The sequence below is a fragment of the Guyparkeria sp. TX1 genome (genome assembly GCF_046523965.1).
Lineage (GTDB): Bacteria > Pseudomonadota > Gammaproteobacteria > Halothiobacillales > Halothiobacillaceae > Guyparkeria.
Map to the genome: position 1 here is coordinate 2,110,990 of NZ_CP144142.1, position 20,729 is coordinate 2,131,718.

Consider the following 20,729-nt stretch of genomic DNA (forward strand, 5'->3'; position numbering starts at 1 on the left):
CCGCCGACGCATCGACACGGGCCGGTCATGTCGGGTACGTCAGAACGGCGAGATCTGCTTGCCTTCGGGCCAACGCACTCGGTAGCCGAAATCGATTTGCCAGGGCTCGTCGGGCGCCAGCTTGCGCTCGTAGGCCCAGACCCCCTTCTGGTCGTCGAACTGTCGTTCGGCCGGCGTGTCGGTTTCCGCCAGCGGCTCCACCACGATATCGGCATCCAGCGGTGTGGGCATCCGCATCAGCACCACCACCGGCACGGCCGCCTGGTGCCGGCTGGTGACAGTGACCTCACGGCGGCGTTCGATCTGGTGGAACTTGCCGATTAGCCCATGACCCGCTCGCTCGTCCGGCGGGGCCTGGTAGTCGACGACCAGCCGGGGGTCGACGCCGAAGCTCAGCTCGACCGGCTCGTCGGGCTTGAGGGCTGGCCGGGAGAGGCTCGACTGTTGCTGGCCGTCCCGGTGGACTTCCCACTGACCGGCCGGCAATGGATTGACGATATTGGGGACGAAGCGGCCGACCACCACCGCATCTCGATCGGTTTGCGGGGCGACCCGCAACGAGATCTCGGCGTCGAGCGGCTGTTCCAGCACTACCAGGCTCACCCCGCCCTCGCCGCTGGGAATCGCCGCCGGCTTGTTCACGGCGATGCGCGTGGCAAAGCCGGTCTCGTCTTCGACGCGTCCCGCCTCGGCAAGGCCGGCCGCGTCGGCCCGCATCAGCGAGCTCTGGGCCATCGGTCGAATCGGCGCACCCTCGTCCGGGTCGATAAACCCGATGGTCAACGGCGAGAGCTCCGGCACGGGGTAGAAACGGCGCTGATCACTGGTGACCAGGGTCATCGGCACGGCCGGCCAATCCTCGCCCGTCTGCTGGTGCACCCGGGCGGTCATACGCCAATCCACCAGCTGCTCGGTGGTATCGAGCCGCGCCCGGTAGATCGGCTCCCAGCCCGCGTTCTCGACACGATACTCCAGGCGCAATGCCTCATCGCCCGGCTCGAGATCGGCTTGATCGAGCGCCACCTCGATCCGCCAACCGGGCGCCTGCCCGGCCAACTCGTCGAGAGCGGTGCGCAACGCGTCGATATCCTCGTCAAACGACGCCTGACGATCGAGCAGCACTCGACGCTCGTCGGTCAGTCGCGACATCAACTCATCCACCGGGCCGTTATCACGCCACAGCCCGGCGAGATCCTCACCGGTGGGCGACAAGGCCGCCAGTTGATCGCGGGCGATCCGGCGGCGCAACGTGTTCTCTTCCAACTCGACCGCCAGCCCGCGGGCCTCGGCCTGCACCTCTTTCAGGCGGTTAAACAGGCGCTGATAACGCGGTGTCTCACGTGTGATCTCACGCTCGAGACGAACGCCGGCCTCGCTATCGACCACCGGCCCGGCCACGCGCAGGGAGTCGCCGTCGAGGTCCGCCGGCAAGCCGCCGATCCAGAGCCGACCGCCCTCTTCGGGCGCCGCCCGGCGGAGGGCTGACGACTCGGCCTGATCGAGTTGCTCGAGAGATTCGACCGTCAGTGATCGAACCACCCATGCCCCGGCCGGCGCCACCGTCAGTTGCTCGATGGCCATGGCATGGTCATCGACCGACTCGATCAGCGTCTCGATCTCTGGCGAGACGGCAGCCTGCGAGACGGTCGTCCAACCCAGCAACGGCAGGGCGCAACCCAGCAGCACGCCGGCACCGGCGCGTTGCCAAACGCTGACGACAAGATGGCGACCGATCGCCTGATCAGCCATGGTCCGGCAACTCGTCGAGTACTCCACCACCAGCGCGACGGATTCGCACCGCCTCTGCCAGACGATGGATAACGGCCCGGCTGTCATCCCATCCGATACACGCGTCCGTGATGCTCTGGCCGTAGGTCAGCGGCTTGCCGGAGACCACGTCCTGGCGACCGGCAATCAGGTGGCTTTCGATCATCGCGCCAACGATGCCGGCATTTCCGCCTGCGATTTGCCCGGCAACATCCTCGGCCACCTGGATCTGGCGGGCATGCTGCTTCTGACTGTTGGCGTGAGAGAAGTCGATCATCAGCCGCTCGGGCATTTCGGTCTGACGAAGCTGCTCGAGCGCCTCGCTGACACTCGCGGCATCGTAGTTGGTGCTGCGCCCACCACGGAGAATGATGTGGCAATCGGGGTTGCCGCTGGTGGCGAAGATCGCCGAGCGACCCGCCTTGGTCACCGACAGGAAGTGGTGCGGGCGGGCCGAGGCGCGGATCGCATCGAGTGCCACGCGCAGGCCGCCATCGGTACCGTTCTTGAAGCCGACCGGGCAGGAAAGCCCCGAAGCCAGTTCACGGTGGACCTGCGATTCGGTGGTCCGCGCCCCGATCGCCCCCCAGGAGATGGAGTCCGAGATGTACTGCGGGCTGATCAGGTCGAGGTATTCGGTGGCCGTAGGCACACCCATTTCGGCCAGATCGACCAGCAGGTGACGGGCCACGCCCAGTCCCTTGTTGATGTTGAAGCTGCCGTCGAGATCCGGATCGTTGATCAGCCCCTTCCAGCCCACGGTGGTGCGCGGCTTCTCGAAATAGACCCGCATCACCAGGAAGACGTCGTCCTTGACCTCGTCGGCCAGCTCGCGCAGCCGGGCCGCGTAGTCACGCGCGGCGTCGACGTCATGGATGGAACACGGACCCATCACCACCATCAACCGGTCGTCACGACGATCGAGAATGTTCTGGATAGTCCGGCGCGCGTGGTCGACCGTCTCCGCCCCCTGTTCCGAGAGCACGTACTCGGCCCGGAAGACCTCGGGCGGGGTCAGCTGGTGGATCTCCTCGATGCGCAGGTCGTCGGTCTGTACGGTCATCTTTTCTCAACTATTCGGTGTGGCCGCCGGCGGCACGGCCGGGCGGGGATCAGGGCCCCATGGTAAAGGCCAAGCGCGATTTGCGCCATGGGCGCAAAGGCAAGTCAATTCCCCGTGGGAAAGACGTCCGGGCGATGCAGGTCTCGCACAGGAAAACGTTCGCGCAGGCCGCCAAGCCAGAGGTAGTCCAGTTGGGCGAACCGCAGGCAATCGGCTTGCTCGCCGGCATCCTCCAACACCCGCCCCCAGGGATCGACGACCAGGCTGTGGCCGAAGGTCTCGCGGCCGTCGGCATGGCGCCCGACCTGCGCGGGGGCTACCACCCAGGCGCTATTCTCGATGGCACGCGCCCGCAGCAGCACGTGCCAGTGCGCCTCGCCGGTCGGCCGGGTAAAGGCGGAGGGCAGACAGAACCAGTCCGCGCCGGCCGCCGCAAGATGAGTGAACAGCTCCGGGAAACGCAGGTCGAAGCAGGTCGCCAGCCCCAACCGCCCTGCCGGGGTATCGACGACCACCGACCGATCGCCGGCGACGAAGGTGTTCGACTCGCGATAGCTCTCGCCATCCGGCAACACCACATCGAACAGATGGATCTTGTCGTAGTGCTCGACCACCTGGCCCTTGGCATCGATCACCAGGGTTCGCGCCGCGACCCGATCGTTGTCCGCCCGAGCGCCGGGGACAAACGGCAAGGTGCCGGCGACCAGCCAGACGCCCCACTGAGCCGCCCATGCCGACAGATCCCGAACCGCCCGCGGCGTGTCGGTCGCGGCCATCGCGATCAGCTCGCGCGGGTCGGACGGCATCGCGAGCAGGTTTTCCGGCAGCACGACCACGCCGGCGCCGCCATCCGCCGCCTCGGCGATCAATCGCTCGACGACCGGGCGATTGGCATTCCAGTCGGCCCGACCATTGATCTGTACGACAGCGACAGTCGGTTTCGGCTCGCTCATGGTGTGCCCCCTCGCGTGACCTCGGGCTGTTCGAATGATCCCCCGATATGGTAGGTGACCGACGGCTCTGGGGCCTTGTCCAACTGCCGGAAGGTCTCCTGCAGGGCCAGTACGGCCCCGCCGACGAGCGGACCACCGGCGACCGTGCCGATCAGCGGTAGCAGCATGCCGAAATCGGCATAGATGCGCGCCGTCAGGTCAAGGCGGCGATCGACCAGCTGCAGTTCGCCGTCGATCAGCGCGCTCAACGACGGGTTGATCAGTTCGAGCGGATCGACGATCAACCGTCCGCGGTCAAGACGCCAATTCCCAGCCAGTGTCTCGAAGTACAGCCCTTCACGGGTGACATCACGGAAATCGAAACGCAATCGATCGGTCAACGCCCCCAGGCTCATCAACCCGACCAATCGGCCAGCGCCGGGATCAATGCTCTTGAGCTGCCCCTCGGAGAGAAGGAAACGACCATTGCCGGCCGACCGACCGACATGGAAACTCGTCGGACTGCCCGGCCAGGCAATGGTCACCTGCCCCTCCTCGACATCGCCGCCCTGGATGGGCGAATAGCCGTTGATCGCTTCGATCGCCGCGCCAAGATCGTCACCCTCAAGAGATAGGGACAGACGCGTCCGCTGCCCCTGGGGGGCTTCGCTGACACCATTCTCGACCCGACCACTCCCTGCGACGGTCAAGCTCGGGACCGGCTGCCACTCGACCCGGTCGATGCGGTAATGACTGTTCTCGGGCCGGGCCTCGACGTTCAACCGGCCGAGCCGTAGTTCGTCGACGGTCAGGGCGTCGACAGTGACACTCGCGGCCGGGAGTGTGGCCAGGCCCCAGGCCTGTGGGGGCACCGGCTCGCTGTCCTTCGATGCCGCGTCGCGGTGCAAGCGCAGCCGGTCAAACCGCCCCTCCAAGGTGCTAGTGGCCGTGGCACGCCCGGTCGCGAAACGCATCTCTCCCCGGTTCTCCTCGCCCGAAATGCCCAGCCACCAGCCATCGGCACGGGTCGACCAGCCGGCGGTCACGCCGTCAAGCCACCAGTCGCCGAAGACAAGCCGATCGATGCGGGCGTCGACCCACCAGGTATCACCAGGCTCGGTGCTGCCGCTACCCGAACCACCGCTCGACTCGACCGATGCCCACCAGTCGAGCCAGGGATCGACCGCCAGCTCTCCGAGGGTCAGGCCGATACGATGTGTCGCCGACTCCCCCTCGCCGGTCGACTCGCCGTCCGGAGGCCGGTTGCCGAATTGGCTTTTCGCCAGCGAACCGCCCTCATCGAAGCCCAAATCGGCACGCCAGGTCTGGGTTCCCTCCAGACGCGCGGACAGCGCACGCAGCCCCCCGTTGCGCACGTCCACGTCGACCGTCAGCGGCCAACTGATCGGCTCGGGCTTTTCCAGCGGGGCCGGGAGGCGGCTCCGCCAGCCGACCAGACCACTTTCCACCCGGATCCCGACTCCACCGCCCCCACCGTGAGGGATGTCGACGCGCACGCCGACGTCCGTCTTGCCTTCAAGGCTGTCGATCAGCGCCCCCGCGACCGGCGTCTCGCCGGCCGCCCCCAGCACCGTCGAGAGCCCCGTCGGCGTAAAGCGGGTATTGGCCTGGATTCGGGTGGCGGCCCGGTCGGCAAGGGGATTAACGCGTGCGCGGAACGACTCGCCGAGAAACTGTCCCGAAAGCGCATCGGCGGTAAAGCGCGTGTCCGAGAAACGCAGCGGACCGGAGACGTCCTCGAACACGAACCGACCATCGGCGACCGATAGCCGATGACCGGCAAACCGATAGGCCCCGGACGCCGAGGGCGGCGGTGAGCCCGAGGTCAGGCCGATCAGCACATCCAGCGTGAACTGCCCCTCGCCACGCCCCGAGAAACCGGCCAGCGCCCCGGCGTCGATCAACGGGGTCTGTCCAAGGCCTTCTAGGAGCGCATCGATCGCCACCGGCCGGTCGACCGCTATCTGCAGCTTGGGTTCGTCGAGATCGAAAATGCTCACGCGCGAATCGCCGACCGGCACCGGCCCAACCTGCCCCCGCTCGACATCGACGTGGTACTGCTTGTTGACGAACGCCATGCTGCCGCCGGCCTCGGTCAGCGCCGGCCAGCCCGGTCGATAGGGCAACGTCACGTCGTGGTAGTCGAACACGATCGAGAAGTAACCCCCGCCGTCGGTAAAGGGCGCTCGAGCCGGGTCACCATGGAAGATGAAATGTCCTCCGTCGATGCGACCTTGCGCCCCATCTCCCTCGAGCGCGGCATCCAGCCAGTCGAGCGTCTCCGAACCGATCACGTGGCGCGGCAGGTAGCCTGGGGCTCGGCGCGTGTCGTCAACGGTAAAACCGCTGTCAATTCCGAGATAGCCCGGCTGCTCGCCACTGGCCTGTCGGTAAAAAAATCGCCCGCCCACACCCAGCCCGGGAGAATCCAACACCAGATTCGGACTGAACAGCGACAGCCCGGCCGGGGTTTGATCACGGGCTCTGAGCGAGTCAACCGGGTCCAACCAGTAAAGATCCCCCTGCAGCCGATCGATGCTCACCGGTTCGCGGAACATCCCCGGCACGGCAAGGACGAGATCCCGTTGGTCGATCCGGGCCAACCAGCCGCCGGGCTGTCGATACAGGGTGAGGTCAGCACCGCCCCGTCCCGCGCGGGTACCGATGACCGGTCGCAGCGGCACGCCGGTGGTGTTCCCGAAGCCAGCGAGATCGAGAAAGCCTTCGACCAGTTCACCGTCGACGAAGCGCAGGCGCACGTCGCGGGCCTGACCGCGCGGCACGTTCTGGTCGAGCAATTCGAGAAAATCGGTCGGCAACGGCGCGGCGGCCAACCAGACGGCCAGGTGGCCAAGATCGGCGTGGTCGGTGGAAAACAGGAGCTCGTCGCCGATCGCGCGCATGCGAACGAACTCGGTAGGCAACGGCTCCTCGCGCGAGGGCCGGACCTTCACATCCTCGGCGTCGAGATGCCATCCCTCGGCATCGCGCCCCCAGGCGAGCGTCGCCGAAACGCGATCCAGTGACGCCTGGCTGGCATCGTCCTCGCGCAGTAGCTGCTCGCGGGTGACGGCGAGATTGCGCACGTCCGCCTGCACCGTCAGATCGGTCAATCGGGTCTGCTGCCAGTCGAGCCACAGTTGGCCGTCGAGACGACCGGAGTCGATGCGCGGCATACCCACCTCGCAGCGGGCCGGGTTGCCGTCGCCGGGACAGCCGCCCAACGTGCGCCGTACAGTGGGGCCGCCGTAGCGATCAAGACGCTGTTGCACCTGGGGGAGCTTCCAGTCGCTCACCTGCAGGAACAGGGACACCCGGCTCTGCTCACCGAAGCGGCCCTCGCCGGCAAACCGCATCGGCTCGTCACTGACCCCGGCCAGACGGGCGTCCCCCGACCCACGCCACTGATCGCGGTCGAGTTCAGCGGCGAGGCTGAAGGTTAGCCGATCGCCACGACCACTCGGATCGCGAAACTCCACCACCGCATCGCGCACCGACAGATGCCCGAGGCGAGCTAGCTGATCTTCCACCTCGGCCCAGGAAATCCGCTGGCCGGTCACGCCGGCGCGGCCCTCCAGGGAAAGATCGGCCACCGACCAGCCTTCGCGGTCACGGATCAAGGTGAAGCGGGGGGCATCGAGGGTGATCTTGTCGGCCACCAGACGCCATTCGGTCAGGCTGCGCCACCAGGATAGGCCCAGGCTCAGGGCGTCGGCACGCGGGCCGGCATCAATGCGCACGTCGCGGAAGATCACCTGTGGCTGGTAACCCTGCCAGCGCAGATCCAGGCTGCCAAAACGCACCGGCACGTCGAACGCCTCGCTGACGACCGCCTCGAAGTCCGGCTGGTAGCGCTCCACCCAGGGCAAGAGTGCGCGGGAGACGGCACTGAGTGCGGCGACCAGGACGAGCAGCACGGCAGCCGCCATCAGCAGGCGTCGAAATACCTGCCGCAGGCGTCGTTCGCGTTTTACGCTGTTCTCACCGCTCACCGGCCTCTCCCGCGTGCCCGATCACATCAGAACGATATCGTACTGCTCCGGCTGGTAATGCAGGTCAATCTGGAGCTTGAGGGGCACGTCGGTGAATTCCTGCAACTCGGCCAGCGAGGTGGAATCCTCCTCGCGCAAGCGGTCGATCACCGAGGCGCTGGCAATCACCAGCATCGACTTTGGACGGTACTGGCGCGCATCGCGGGTGACCTCACGGAAGATCTCGTAGCAGACGGTCTCGGCGGTCTTGACCGAGCCGCGCCCCGCGCACACCGGGCAGGTCTCGCAGAGCACGTGCTCGAGCGATTCGCGGGTGCGCTTTCTCGTCATCTCGACCAGGCCGAGCGTGGAGACGTCGCAGACCTTGGTGCGGGCGTGGTCGCGCTCGAGCGCCCGGTTGAGCGCCTGGTGCACCTGGACGCGGTGCTCGGGCTCGGCCATGTCGATGAAGTCGATGATGATGATCCCGCCGAGGTTGCGCAGGCGCAGTTGCCGCGCGATCGACGCGGCCGCCTCGAGGTTGGTCTTGAAAATGGTCTCCTCGAGCGTCTTGTGGCCGACAAACGCGCCGGTGTTGACGTCGATGGTGGTCATCGCCTCGGTCTGGTCGATGACGATGTAACCGCCAGACTTGAGCGCAACACGCTTCTCCAACGCCCGCTGGATCTCTTCCTCGATGTTGTGAAGCTCGAAGATCGGCCGCTCGCCCGGGTAGTGCTCGACGATCGGCAGGATGTCCGGGACCATCTCCTCGGCAAAGGCGATCGCCCGGTGGTAGGTCTCGCGCGAATCGATACGGATCTTCTCGACGAACTGGCCGAGCGTGTCCCGCAGCGTCCTAAGCGCCAGCGGCAGATCCTCGTAAACCAGCCCCGGGTCGGTCATCTGCTGGCGACGCTCGGCGAGGTTACTCCACAGCCGTCGCAGGAATCGGTAGTCGTGGCGCAGCTGCTCTTCCTCGACGCCCTCGGCCGCCGTGCGCAGGATCAGCCCACCAACGCCCTCGAGCGAACCCTCCTCCTCGAGGATCAGCTCGGCCAAGCCGGTCTTCAGACGGTCGCGCTCGGTCTTGTCTTCGATCCGGCTGGACACGCCGATATTGCGTCCGTTGGGCACGTAGACGAGATAGCGTGACGGGATGGTGATCTCGGTGGTCAGGCGGGCGCCCTTGGTGCCGATCGGGTCCTTGATCACCTGCACCAGCAGGTTCTGGCCAGTACGCAGCAGCGTCTCGATGGAAGGCGTCGCCGACTCGAGTTCGGTTGCGGTCTCGGCCGCCAGGCTCAGCTCGACGTCCGAGACATGCAGAAACGCGGCGCGCTCCTCGCCGATGTCGATGAAGGCCGCTTCCATACCCGGCAGCACGCGGGTCACGCGACCACGGTAGATGTTGCCCACCATCCCGCGCGAGCGTGAGCGCTCGATGTTGATCTCCTGGAGCACCCCGTTCTCGACCATCGCGATGCGGGTCTCCTGCGGGGTGATGTTGATCAGGACTTCTTCGCTCATGACTCAATTCTCGTTGTTATTCCGTGTCGCCCCGGTCCATGTCGCCTCGCTCCATCCAGGCCGGCCGAAGGTCGAACGACGCTAGCAGTCGGCTCGTGGCCGCCAAGGGCAGCCCGATGACCGCGCTGCAATCGCCGTCGATCGCCTCGACGAAGCTGCCGGCGCGCCCCTGCAAACCATAGCCGCCCGCCTTGTCCAGCGGCTCGCCGGTTGCCGCGTAGGCACGGATCGTCTCCGCTGACAGGCGAGCGAATCGCAGCCGGGATTCGACCACCGCGTCACGCTGGGCCTGACCATCTCCCACGGCGACCGCAGTGATCACCCGATGCCACTGTCCACTCAAGGTGGCAATCATGGCCTCGGCATCGGCCGCATCGACAGGTTTCCCCATCGGTCGTCCGTCCGGGCCGGCCACCAGGGTGTCGGCCGCCAGCAACACGGCACCGGCCGGCAGCGACGGTGCGGCCAGCGCCGCATGAAGTTTCGCCCGAGCGAGACGAAGAACGGCCGAATCGACCACCTCTCCCGGCAGGAGCGACTCGTCCACCGGTCCGGACGGATGAGCCCGCCCGGCGATGACGAAACCGGCCTGTTCGAGCAATTCCCGCCGGCGCGGCGAGCCGCTGGCCAACCACAAGGCGGGACGCGAGTCGGAATCGGGTGTCATCGCCTCATTCTAGGGAAAACTCTGCACGAATGGCATGCCGCTCTGCGTGCCTTGAGCCGGGCAGGTGCAAGGCGCTCGTCCGCCGCCGGAAGAGTCGTTCTCTTTCCAAGGACGACAACGCAGCAGATGCCCGGCTCAAGGCGCGCCCTGTGGGACCAGTCGAGCCGCCCGTGCTCGGTGTTGCGTCGTCTTGACGTGACCACCGGCACGCCGGCGACGACGCGCCTTGATCACGAACGGCTCGCCTGGCCAGAGTGGCATGCCATTCGTGCAGAGTTTCCCAAGCGATTCGATCCGATCCGTGGGGTCGCGTTTCCCGGTCGTCACTCGCGGTGATAAGGGTGATTCTGGTGGAGTGACCAAGCGCGATAGATCTGTTCGGCCACCAGCACGCGCACCAACGGGTGCGGCAGGGTCAACGCCGAGAGTCGCCAGGTCTCGTCGGCGCGCTGGCGCAGGGATTTGGCCACACCGTCCGGCCCGCCGATGACCAGCGCAACGTCACGTCCCTCGACCAGCCAGTCGCCCAGCGAGGCGGCCCACTGGCGCGTGTCCCGGTCGCGACCACGCTCGTCGAACAGGATCACGCGCGCGCCTTTCGGGATCGCCCGTTCGATGCGCTCGGCCTCCATCGTCTTGATGCGGTCGATGTCGGCGTTCTTGCCGCGCGGCGCGGCTGGGATCTCGGTCAGGCGCACCGGGCAGCCGGCGGGCAGGCGCTTGAGGTACTCCTGCGTGCCCTCCTCGGCCCAGCCGGGCAGCTTGTGCCCGACGCTGATCAGCTCGATCCGCACCCCGAAATTACGATTTCGTGGCCGACGGGTCGGCGGCCGGCGCCGACCAGAGCTTCTCGAGCTGATACAGCGCGCGGGTCTCGGGCATCATCAGGTGGACGATCACGTCGATGAAGTCGACCAGCACCCATTCGGTCTGCGGCGTGTCATCGCCTTCGACGTTCATCGGGCGCATGCCGCGTTCCTTGAGGGCCTTGACCACTTCCTGCGCCATCGCCTTGAGGTGGCGATCGGAGGTGCCGGAGGCAAACACCATGTAGTCGGTGAAATTGCAGCGCTCGCGCACGTCGAGCGTGACGAGATCCACGGCCTTGATGCCCTCCAGCGCCTCGACGGCATGCTTGAGGATCTCGTCGGCCGGCATCGCCGGGGACTGGTCGACGGGCTCGGTGCGGGTGGATGGCGGTTGATTCGCGCTCATGAAAGAAACCTGTTGCATGGCGGCATCGAGCCACCAATGAAGTTGAAACGAAATGAAATCGGAGTGAAATCAGCGTTGAAAACGGGGCAATGGTCGACCCAACCGGGGATACGGTCAACCACGGCTGAAATGACGGGCCACCGGCTCGGGCACGAGGTAGCGTAACGATCGACCTTGATCGATTAACCCGCGCAACGTGGTTGCCGAAATATCCAGCCGGGTGATGGCCACCGCCACGATCCGTCCGACCGGCGCATCGGCCAGGGCGGCCGGGTCAACTCGGCGTTCGGCCAGCCATTGGGCCGCCATCCCCTCGGCCTGCGACCCCGGGCGGGTCGCAACCGCGACATGCGCCAAATCGAGAATGCGCTCGACCTCGTGCCAGCCCGGCAGGCCGTTGAAGGCATCCATGCCCATCATCAGCACCAGCGGCTCGCCCGGGTACTCGGCGGCGAATTCGGCCAACGTGTCGGCGGTGTAGGACGGCCCGGCCCGGCGGTGCTCGCGGTCATCGAGGACGAATCGCGGTTCGTCGGCGATCGATTGGGCCACCAGATCGAGGCGCGTGGCCGGATCCAGGAGCGGCTCGCCCCGATGCGGTGGGATGGCCGCCGGCACCAGGTGCACCCGGGAAATATCGAGGGTCTCGGCCACCTCGGTCGCCAAACGCAGATGCCCAATGTGGACCGGATCGAACGTCCCGCCAAAAATGCCGATCATGGCCGGCTCAGTGCCGCGTCTCGCCGTTGCCCAGCACGATGAACTTCTGCGAGGTCAGGCCCTCGAGACCGACGGGGCCGCGGGCGTGGATCTTGTCGGTCGAGATGCCGATCTCGGCACCCAGGCCGTATTCCATGCCGTCGGCGAACCGCGTCGAGGCGTTGATCATCACCGAGGCCGAATCGACCTCGCGCAGGAAGCGCCGCGCGGTGGTGTAGTTCTCGGTCACGATCGAGTCGGTGTGATGCGACCCGTAGGTCTCGATGTGCTCGATCGCTGCATCCAGCCCGTCGACCACGGCGACGGCGAGGATCGGGCCGAGGTATTCCTCGCCCCAGTCGGCCTCGGTGGCCGCGGTCATCGACGAGACGATCGCCCGCGAGCGCTCGCAGCCGCGCAGCTCGACGTCGAGCTCACCGAATCGCTTGGCCAGATCCGGCAATACCGTTTCCGCCACCGACTGATCGACCAGGAGCGTCTCCATGGCGTTGCAGACGCCGTAGCGATGCGTCTTGGCATTGATCGCGATCGCCTTGGCCTTGTCCAGATCGGCATCCCGATCGATGTAGACGTGACAGACGCCGTCGAGGTGCTTGATCACCGGCATGCGCGCCTCGCGCGAGACCAGCGCCACCAGCCCTTTGCCGCCGCGCGGGATGATCACGTCGAGCGCCTCGGGGCTGTGCAACATCGCCGTGACCGCCTCGCGGTCGGTGGTACCGACGATCTGCACGGTCTCGGCGGGCAGGCCAGCGGCCTCCAGGCCGTCACGGATGCAGGCGGCCAGGGCCTGGTTGCTGTGGATGGCCTCGGAGCCGCCGCGCAGGATGGTGGCGTTGCCGGATTTCAGGCACAGCGCGGCGGCATCGATGGTCACGTTGGGACGCGACTCGTAGATGATGCCGATCACGCCCAGCGGTACGCGCATGCGCCCGACCTGGATGCCCGACGGGCGGAAGACGGTGTCGGTGATCTCGCCGACCGGGTCCGGCAGTGCGGCGATCTGTCGCACGCCCTCGGCCATCTTCTCGATGCCGGCGGCATCGAAGGCCAGGCGGTCGATCATCGCCTCGTCGAGCCCGTTGGCGCGCCCCGCCTCGAGATCCTTCTTGTTGGCCTCGATCAGGGTGCCGGTGTGTTGAACCAGCTGATCGGCGATGGCCAGCAAGGCTGCGTTCTTCTTCTGCGTGTCGACACGGGACAGCGCTCGTGCCGCGCGGCGAGCCGCTTGCCCCATCGCCTGAATGGTCTCGGTGACGCTCTTGTCATTGGCCATCGGTAGCTCTCTCCTAAGTTCGAGACGAGCCGCCGGGGCGCACTCGTCATGGATTCGGTTACGGCTCGAGCCGCTGGCCCGGGCCACCCATTAGGCCACCCATTAGGCCAGCCACGAGAGTCAACGTCCCGGGCGGGTCGCGTGCAACATCACCCGGTCGAGCAAGGCCCAGACCCGGCCGCCGCCGTCCGCGGTGTTGCAGCCCTCGCCCAGGCCCTTGATGCAGCGATCCACCTCCGCACAACCGGCAAGCAGGCGCTGCCAGTTTCCGGGCGGCATCGCACGGGCTCGTGCCTGGTAGCGACGCGCGAGGAACGCCGGAATCCGGGTCTTCTTGAAACCCGCCTGATCGTTGCCGGCCAGCGCCACGAGCGCGCGCAGGTCGCGCGCGATCACCCACAGGATCAAGAGCGGCTCGGTGCCCTCGGCGCGCAGGCGCGAGAGCAGGTACAGGCCGCGCTGACGGTCGGCATCCAGCACCGCGTCGCTCAATGCGAAGGTATCGACTCGCGACTGGTTGGCCAAGCCCTGGGCGACCCGGGCGGCATCGACCGGCCCCTCGAGGTCCATCAACGCGAGCTTCTCGATTTCCTGGGCGGCGGCCAACAGGTTGCCCTCCACGCGCCCGGCGATCAGCTCGGCGGCGTCCCGCTCCAGGCGCACGCCGTGCGTGGCGGCGCGCCGGGTGATCCAGGCCGGCAACTGCGCCAGCGGCACGTCGTTGAACCGTACCGCCAGCCCCGCGCCGGCCAGCGCCTTGAACCAGGCGCTTTTCTGCAGCTGGTTGTCCAGCCGCGGCAGGCTGACGATCCAGATATCCGACTCGCCGCCCCCCTTGACCCGCTCGGCGAGCGTACTCAGGGCCTTGGAGCCGACGCGGCCCGGCTTGCCGCCCGGCATGCGCAGGTCGATGATGCGCTGGCTGGCGAACAGCGACAGGCTCGCGCCCTGGCTTTCCAGCGCGCCCCAATCGAACTTGCCGTCCACCTCGAAGCGCAGCCGCTCCTCGCACCCCGCCTCGCGGGCCTTGGCGACGATGGCATCACGCGCCTCCTGGACCAGCAGCGGCTGATCGCCGCCGATCAAGTACAGGGATTCCAGCCCCCGGGCCAGGCCCTGCTCGAATTCCTGTGGCTTGGCGAGCACGCGGCCTCAGCGACCGTCGGCGGGCGCGATCAGGGTGTCGGGATCGATTGGCGCGAGCAGGCGGTAGAACAGCAGCTGCCCCACCAGCTCACCCAGCTCGCGACGGATCTGCCCCTCGTTGCTCGAGGAGGCCAGCACCCCGGTCGGATCGTAGTTGTAGTTGCGCGCCTGGCTGATCTCGCGGCTGGGCGTGCGCGAGCCGTCCGGCAGCTCGATGTGATAGCTCAGCTCCTGGAGCAACTCGTACTGGCGCACGTCGGCGCTCGGGTCGACCACCGAGGCGCGCTGTTCGACCGAATCGCTCTCGACCACCAACCGGGCCGTGGCGTCACGCCGATCGTCGACCAGCACCGCCTCCGAGTTGTCGATCTCGGCCGCCAGCGAGCGATAGACCGGGTTCGATGTCGACAGCCCCGAGACATACACCCGCTCGAACGTCGGGTCGACCTCGGTCACGCCACGCAACTGGTAGCCGCAGCCCGAGGTGGCCAGCGTCATCGCCGCCACCGCCATGGCCAGCCCGAGGAAAAAGGCACGGGGAACGGCACGCATGCCGGTGTGCGAGCGGGTCGTCCTAGCCCGGATCGTATCCATTACTTCGCCACCACGATATTGACCAGTTTGTTGGGAACCACGATCACGCGCTTGATCTCGCCCTCGTTGGTAAAGCGCTGCACGTCCTCGTTTTCCAGCGCCTGCGCCTCGATGGCCGCCTTGTCGGCGGCCGCCGGCACGTTGATCTTCGCGCGCAGCTTGCCGTTGACCTGCACGACCATCTCGATCTCGTCGCGCACCAGGGCCGCCTCGTCGACCGTCGGCCAGGCCGCATCGGCAATGGTGCCTTCCCCGCCCACTTCATGCCAGAGGGCATGGGTGATGTGCGGCACGATCGGCGCGAGCATGCGCAGCATGTCCTGGATGGTTGCTGCAACGACTGCCTGACCAACCGCGTCGTCCGCCTCGAAACGGGCCAGCTCGTTGAACAGCTCCATGTTCGCCGCGATCACGGTATTGAAGGTCTGGCGCTTGTCGATGTCGTCGGTGACCCGGCCGATGGTCTCGTGGAGCTTGCGATAGAGATCCTTGGCTGCCGCGTTGGCATCGGCGAGCTCGTCGGCCGAATCGATGCGTCGGGTCAGGTCGATGCCTGCGGTCTTGCGCTCGGCCACCTGGCGCCACAGGCGCTTGAGGAAGCGGTGCGCGCCTTCGACACCCGAGTCCGACCACTCCAGCCCCTGGTCGGGCGGCGCGGCGAACATCATGAACAGGCGCACGGTGTCCGCGCCGTATTCCTCGATCAGTTCCTGCGGATCGACCGTATTGCCCTTGGACTTGCTCATCTTCGCGCCGTCCTTGTTCACCATGCCCTGGGTGAGCAGGCGGGTGAACGGCTCGGCGCAGTCGGCCGGTATCAGGCCCTCGTCGCGCATCAGCTTGTGGAAGAAGCGCGCGTACAAGAGATGCAACACCGCGTGCTCGATACCGCCGACGTACTGGTCGACCGGCAGCCAGTAACCGGCCCGGTCGTCGAGCATCGCCTCACTGGAATCGGCACTCGCAAAGCGCGCGTAATACCAGCTCGACTCGAAGAAGGTGTCGAAGGTGTCGGTCTCGCGCTCGGCCTCGCCACCGCACTCCGGGCAGGTGGTGTCGATGAAGTCGCGGTCGGACTTGATCGGCGAGCCCGGGCCGTCCATGACCACGTCGGTGGGCAGCACCACGGGCAGGTCCGCGTCGGGCACCGGCACCGGACCGCAGTGTTCACAGTTGATGATCGGGATCGGGCAGCCCCAGTAGCGCTGGCGCGAGACGCCCCAGTCACGCAGGCGGTAGTTGATGGTCTGCTCGCCACGGCCGTCGGCCGAGAGCTTGGCGACGATGCGATCGAAGGCGTCCTCGCTGGAAAGCCCCGTAAACTCGCCCGAGTCGATCAGCGTGCCCTTCTCGGTCATCGCCCCCTGGGCGTAATCGTGGTCGGGGGCGCTGCCCTGGATCACCGGCTTGAGCGCCAGATCGTGCTTGGTGGCGAACTCCCAGTCGCGATCATCGTGTGCCGGGACGGACATCACCGCGCCGGTGCCGTATTCCATCAGCACGAAGTTGGCCACCCAGACCGGCACCGTCTCGCCGGTCAGTGGATGGGTGGCGGTCACGCCCAGCGGCAGCCCCTTTTTCTCCATGGTCGCCATGTCGGCCTCGGCGACCTTGGTGTGGCGGCATTCCTCGCGGAACTGGGCCACCTTAGAGTCCGTCTCGGCGGCGGCCACGGCCAGCGGGTGGTCGGCGGCCACGGCGAGGTAGGTCACGCCGTAGAGCGTGTCCGGGCGGGTGGTGAAGACGGTCAGCGGCTTGCCGTTCTCGACGGCAAAATCGAGCTGCACCCCGCGCGAACGACCGATCCAGTTGGCCTGCATTGTGCGGACCTGCTCGGGCCACTGGTCCAGCTTGTCCAGGTCCTCGAGCAGCTGGTCGGCATAGTCGGTAATGCGGATGAACCATTGCGGGATCTCGCGGCGCTCGACCGGCGCGCCCGAGCGCCAGCCGCAGCCGTCGATGACCTGCTCGTTGGCCAGCACCGTCTGGTCGACCGGGTCCCAGTTGACCACCGCGGTCTTCTTGTAGGCGATCCCCTTCTTCACCAGGCGGGTGAACAGCCATTGCTCCCAGCGGTAGTAGTCCGGGTCACAGGTGGCCAGCTCACGGTTCCAGTCATAGGCAAAGCCCAGGCGCTGGAGCTGGCCGCGCATATAGTCGATGTTCTCGAAGGTCCAGCGCGCCGGGGCCGCCTTGTTCTTGAGCGCCGCGTTCTCCGCCGGCAGGCCGAAGGCGTCCCAGCCCATCGGCTGGAGGACGTTCTTGCCTAGCATGCGCTGGTAGCGACTGATGACGTCGCCAATGGTGTAGTTGCGCACGTGCCCCATGTGCAGTCGGCCCGAGGGATACGGGAACATCGACAGGCAGTAGAACTTCTCGCGGGTGGGATCCTCGCGGACGTGAAACGCCTGCGTCTTTTCCCAGAAGCTTTGCGCCTCGTCCTCGATCTTCGCGGGGTTGTATTGCTCGTGCATGAACTAGGGGGTCTACCTTGGGTACGTTTTGATTGCCTGACTGGCAAGAAGGCCTGCAATCGGCCACGATAAAGGAACCTCTGCACGAATAGTATTACCGCTCTGCGCGGCTTGAGCGGGGCAGATGCAAGGCATCCGTCCGTAGTGGAAGGGTTGCTCCCTTGCCAAGGACGGTAACGCCGCAGATGCCTCGCTCAAGCCGCGCCCGCAGGGGCTTGCCGAGCCACCCGCCCTCGGCGTTGCGATGTCTTGACGGGACCACCGGCACGCCGGCGCCATCGCGCCTTGATGGCAAGCGGCTCGGCAAGCCGGAGCGGCAATATTATTCGAGCAGAGGTTCCATAGAGGCGACTAGAATACCGAAAGGAGCCACCCCCTGCACGACTCGGCCAGCATGTTGCCGACCCGGGCGTGGCCCACCCAGCCGGCAAGACGGAGACCAGAGCGAATGACCCACAACCAGCACGAGCACAGCGAGACCTTTGATGCCCTTCGGCACGGCTACTACCAGTTGCTCGAACGGATCTACGCCCGCCTGCTCGACGAGCCCGAGAACCAACCCGCCAACCGGGCCCGCATCGCTCAGCTGGCCGAGGAAGAAGCCGCCGGACTCGACACGCCCGATTTCCGCCACGAGATCGTCGAGGCGGTCAAAGACGATCTGGAACACACCCGCGAAAGCCTCGCCTCCGAAGGCGAAAGCATCCGTGACACCCTGCGGGACTGGGCCGGCGACATCGGCGCCAAGTTGCTGTCGATTGCCGATCACACCGATGTGACTCTCGAGCAGATCCGCAACGAAGCCGAGCGCACCCATCCGCGCGAATGGACCACCGGCCACGCCACCAGCCCCAAACGGCTCAAGTGCGTCGATTGCGGGACCATCCTCCACCACGATACCTTCGGCCCACTTCCCGCCTGCCCCGAGTGCGGCGGTCACTCCTTCCGCCGAGCCTGAGCCCATCCATGAAGGCCGTTCTGCCCCGTCTTTACCGGGGCCAGACGACACAGACTGCCTTGGCCCAACGCCCCGGAGAAGATGACGATGAAGCGTGTCCTCCTCATCCTGCTCGCCCTGTCGGCACTTGCCCTACCTCTGCGCATGGCGATGGCCATCAGCGTCCCGCCATTGATCCAACCCGAGTGGTTGAATGAGCGGCTGGACGAATCAGGCCTGTCGATCATCGAGATGTCGAACGAGTCATCCTTTACCTTCGACGGACACATCCCGGGCGCCGTATTTACCTCGAAATCGTCCTGGCGTGAACAGAATGACGAAGACACGTTGATCCGGCTCCCCGCAAAATCCCTGGAGAACCGTTTCCGTGAACTGGGCGTGAACGACGGTGAGGGCGTGGTGATCTACTACAAGGGCAACGACCGCGACGAGGTCCTGGGGGCCTATTACCTTTTCTGGCTATTGCACTACCTGGGGCACACCAACGTCGGGATGCTCGATGGCGGCTGGTACGGATGGCAACAGGCCGAAGGCCCGATATCGGACGAAGCCGGTGCGGTGGAATCGGGGGATTTTGTCGCGCGCCCCCTGCCCGCACTGGAGATATCAACCGAGGAACTCGACGCCATCCGTGACCACTACCCAGTGATCGATGGCCGACCCGCTACGCACTTCACCGGTGAGGACAAGTTCCCGGCCAATCCGCGCCACGGACGCATTCCAGACACCATCAGCCAGCCGTGGGCGGATTTTCTCCGGACATCCGAGGACGGGACGATCTACACCGAGCGCACCGATCTCGAGCCGTTCTTCGTTCAGCACGACATCGACCCGTCGACCCCGATGCTGATTACCTGCCTAGGCGGCACGGGTGCTGCCATCGACTACGCCATGTTCTACAGCCTTGGCTACCGCAACATGCGGGTGCACGATGCCGGACTACGCGAGTGGAACGTACGCGAGTTGCCCCTGATTTCACCCGACGACTAGGTGAGCGCCACGAACGGTCTGGGGCATCCGCTGACTCAGCGTCGGTTGAACAGCCGCGGGTTGCCATCAAGAAACGCCGCGATCCACTGCTCGAGAAACGACTTCCCCGCCGCTACCCTGAGATAACCGTAACCCAGCACGGCGATCACCGCGGCCCCGACCGTATCGACCACCAGGTCCAGCATCGTGTCCGTCAGTCCCGACGGGTCATCGAGCATCGCTTTCTGCATGTTGGTGCCCGCGAACTGGTCCATGGCGAATTCGAATATTTCCCAGAGTGCCCCCACCCCGACGGCGAACATGAAGGCGAAAAACGCCACGAACCCCGGGGTCATGTGAAACCGGAGGTTCTTCTTCTCGTTCAGGATGTAGACCAGCAGGAAACCGAAGATCCCGAGCAGGAACCCGGAAGCCGTGTGCAGCACCAGGTCCCACCACCAGAAACGGGTGTAGTAGCCCTGCACCTCGCCGAGAAACAACGAGGCGAAGATGAACCCCGTGGCCAGGAGCTTGAACTCCGAGGGGATGAATACCTCGAAGCGCTTGAACATCAACACCGGCGCCACGGTCAGCAGCAGGATGAGCACCGTGATGGCAGCGGTCAGCCAAAGTCCTTCCCACAAGGCAAAGGCCAGCTCGGCCAGCATGATCACCTGAATAACCAGAGTGACGCGTTGGTGGATTCGTCGTCGCTGCATACGCTCCTTGGGATTGGCCGGTGTTGCCGACGAGGATGAGGGTTGGTCCGACCCAGTATTACCTGACATCAGGCATCGTTACGATTGGAGCCGAAACCGTTTCCGGTGAAATCAGCGGGACGCCCTAGATGGCAATCGAATGCACATCAGCGGTGGGAAGCGGCCAAATGGGAAACGGATACGCGCCCTGCCTCACGCTGCGCGGATCGACGCGATCTCGAGGCAAAACGGCCCGGCCCGCCGATCCGCCAGAAGAAAGCCCAATCGATTGATCCGTTCGGGCGACAAGTGTGGCGCGTCGGGCACCGCGTGTCCGCGGCGCACTGCCTCGAACTCCTGCCAGGCCATGTGGACGTCCAGCCATTGCCCATCAATCGTGTCGAAATTGGTCGCGTAGGAAATATCGGGTGCCGTTTCCTCCGTCCCGACCCGACATTGATAGCGGCGACCATCACCACGAACCCGGATCGCAATCCCGCCGCTGTCCGCGAGCACTCCCGGTGACACCGCTCGCCGCACCGAAGCGAACCCGCCGCCATGCTCCAGCGATAGCTCGCCGCTGAACACGCCGATACCGTCGTCGAAATGAAACGCACCAGCGGACACACCGCCCATCACCCCATCGTTGACGGCATGCCAGTGATCCGATTGGGCGGGGTCGAGGAAACTTGTCATAGATGTCATTGGACTAAGCTAGATCACCGATG

Annotated in this window: 17 protein-coding genes; 2 read left to right on the forward strand and 15 right to left on the reverse strand. The window is 66.0% G+C overall.

Features of this window, described 5'->3' with window-relative positions:
• Window positions 1-39: 39 nt before the first annotated feature.
• The 13 genes from VWP12_RS09775 to leuS form a co-directional block, all read right to left on the reverse strand.
• On the reverse strand, window positions 40-1,749 hold the full coding sequence (locus VWP12_RS09775; RefSeq protein ID WP_410473967.1) for a mucoidy inhibitor MuiA family protein: 1,710 nt from the start codon (window positions 1,747-1,749) through the stop codon (window positions 40-42).
• Window positions 1,742-2,830: a 3-deoxy-7-phosphoheptulonate synthase gene (locus tag VWP12_RS09780; protein WP_410473968.1), complete on the reverse strand. Its 1,089-nt coding sequence runs from the start codon at window positions 2,828-2,830 to the stop codon at window positions 1,742-1,744. The genes VWP12_RS09775 and VWP12_RS09780 overlap by 8 nt, the downstream gene beginning before the upstream one ends.
• A gap of 104 nt (window positions 2,831-2,934) precedes the next feature.
• Entirely contained in the window at window positions 2,935-3,783 is an 849-nt protein-coding gene (locus tag VWP12_RS09785) for a carbon-nitrogen hydrolase family protein (RefSeq protein WP_410473969.1), read from the reverse strand.
• On the reverse strand, window positions 3,780-7,775 hold the full coding sequence (locus VWP12_RS09790) for a YhdP family protein (RefSeq protein ID WP_410473970.1): 3,996 nt from the start codon (window positions 7,773-7,775) through the stop codon (window positions 3,780-3,782). The genes VWP12_RS09785 and VWP12_RS09790 overlap by 4 nt, the downstream gene beginning before the upstream one ends.
• A 21-nt stretch (window positions 7,776-7,796) precedes the next feature.
• Window positions 7,797-9,284 (reverse strand): ribonuclease G, encoded by a 1,488-nt coding sequence (gene rng / locus VWP12_RS09795; RefSeq protein ID WP_410473971.1) that lies wholly within the window; start codon window positions 9,282-9,284, stop codon window positions 7,797-7,799.
• A 16-nt stretch (window positions 9,285-9,300) separates the two neighbouring features.
• Window positions 9,301-9,951, reverse strand: a complete 651-nt coding sequence (locus tag VWP12_RS09800; protein WP_125199206.1) for a Maf family protein — start codon at window positions 9,949-9,951, stop codon at window positions 9,301-9,303.
• 323 nt (window positions 9,952-10,274) lie between these two features.
• The gene (rlmH, locus tag VWP12_RS09805) at window positions 10,275-10,745 is read right to left on the reverse strand and encodes a 23S rRNA (pseudouridine(1915)-N(3))-methyltransferase RlmH (protein ID WP_410473972.1); all 471 of its coding nucleotides are present in this window, start codon (window positions 10,743-10,745) and stop codon (window positions 10,275-10,277) included.
• A gap of 7 nt (window positions 10,746-10,752) precedes the next feature.
• Entirely contained in the window at window positions 10,753-11,166 is a 414-nt protein-coding gene (gene rsfS / locus VWP12_RS09810) for a ribosome silencing factor (RefSeq protein ID WP_410473973.1), read from the reverse strand.
• Window positions 11,167-11,280: 114 nt separating this feature from the next.
• On the reverse strand, window positions 11,281-11,886 hold the full coding sequence (nadD, locus tag VWP12_RS09815) for a nicotinate-nucleotide adenylyltransferase (RefSeq protein WP_410473974.1): 606 nt from the start codon (window positions 11,884-11,886) through the stop codon (window positions 11,281-11,283).
• Window positions 11,887-11,893: 7 nt separating this feature from the next.
• Window positions 11,894-13,162 carry a glutamate-5-semialdehyde dehydrogenase gene (locus VWP12_RS09820; protein ID WP_410473975.1) on the reverse strand — a complete coding sequence of 423 codons (1,269 nt, stop codon included), beginning with the start codon at window positions 13,160-13,162 and terminating at the stop codon, window positions 11,894-11,896.
• Between the two features lie 120 nt (window positions 13,163-13,282).
• Window positions 13,283-14,308 carry a DNA polymerase III subunit delta gene (gene holA, locus VWP12_RS09825; protein ID WP_410473976.1) on the reverse strand — a complete coding sequence of 342 codons (1,026 nt, stop codon included), beginning with the start codon at window positions 14,306-14,308 and terminating at the stop codon, window positions 13,283-13,285.
• Window positions 14,309-14,314: 6 nt separating this feature from the next.
• Window positions 14,315-14,902 (reverse strand): LPS assembly lipoprotein LptE, encoded by a 588-nt coding sequence (lptE, locus tag VWP12_RS09830; protein ID WP_410473977.1) that lies wholly within the window; start codon window positions 14,900-14,902, stop codon window positions 14,315-14,317.
• Window positions 14,902-17,376, reverse strand: a complete 2,475-nt coding sequence (gene leuS / locus VWP12_RS09835) for a leucine--tRNA ligase (protein ID WP_410473978.1) — start codon at window positions 17,374-17,376, stop codon at window positions 14,902-14,904. Before leuS ends, lptE begins: the two co-directional genes overlap by 1 nt.
• 448 nt (window positions 17,377-17,824) lie before the next feature.
• Between leuS and VWP12_RS09840 the strand changes: the two genes are divergently transcribed.
• Both VWP12_RS09840 and VWP12_RS09845 read left to right on the forward strand, forming a co-directional pair.
• Window positions 17,825-18,334: a zinc ribbon-containing protein gene (locus tag VWP12_RS09840; RefSeq protein WP_410473979.1), complete on the forward strand. Its 510-nt coding sequence runs from the start codon at window positions 17,825-17,827 to the stop codon at window positions 18,332-18,334.
• An 87-nt stretch (window positions 18,335-18,421) separates the two neighbouring features.
• Complete coding sequence (locus VWP12_RS09845) at window positions 18,422-19,324, forward strand: sulfurtransferase (protein ID WP_410473980.1); 903 nt, start codon at window positions 18,422-18,424, stop codon at window positions 19,322-19,324.
• 35 nt (window positions 19,325-19,359) lie between these two features.
• Here VWP12_RS09845 and VWP12_RS09850 read toward each other — a convergent pair whose 3' ends face one another.
• Window positions 19,360-20,022 carry a hypothetical protein gene (locus VWP12_RS09850; RefSeq protein ID WP_410473981.1) on the reverse strand — a complete coding sequence of 221 codons (663 nt, stop codon included), beginning with the start codon at window positions 20,020-20,022 and terminating at the stop codon, window positions 19,360-19,362.
• Window positions 20,023-20,214: 192 nt separating this feature from the next.
• On the reverse strand, window positions 20,215-20,706 hold the full coding sequence (locus tag VWP12_RS09855) for a CIA30 family protein (protein WP_410473982.1): 492 nt from the start codon (window positions 20,704-20,706) through the stop codon (window positions 20,215-20,217).
• Window positions 20,707-20,729: the final 23 nt, after the last annotated feature.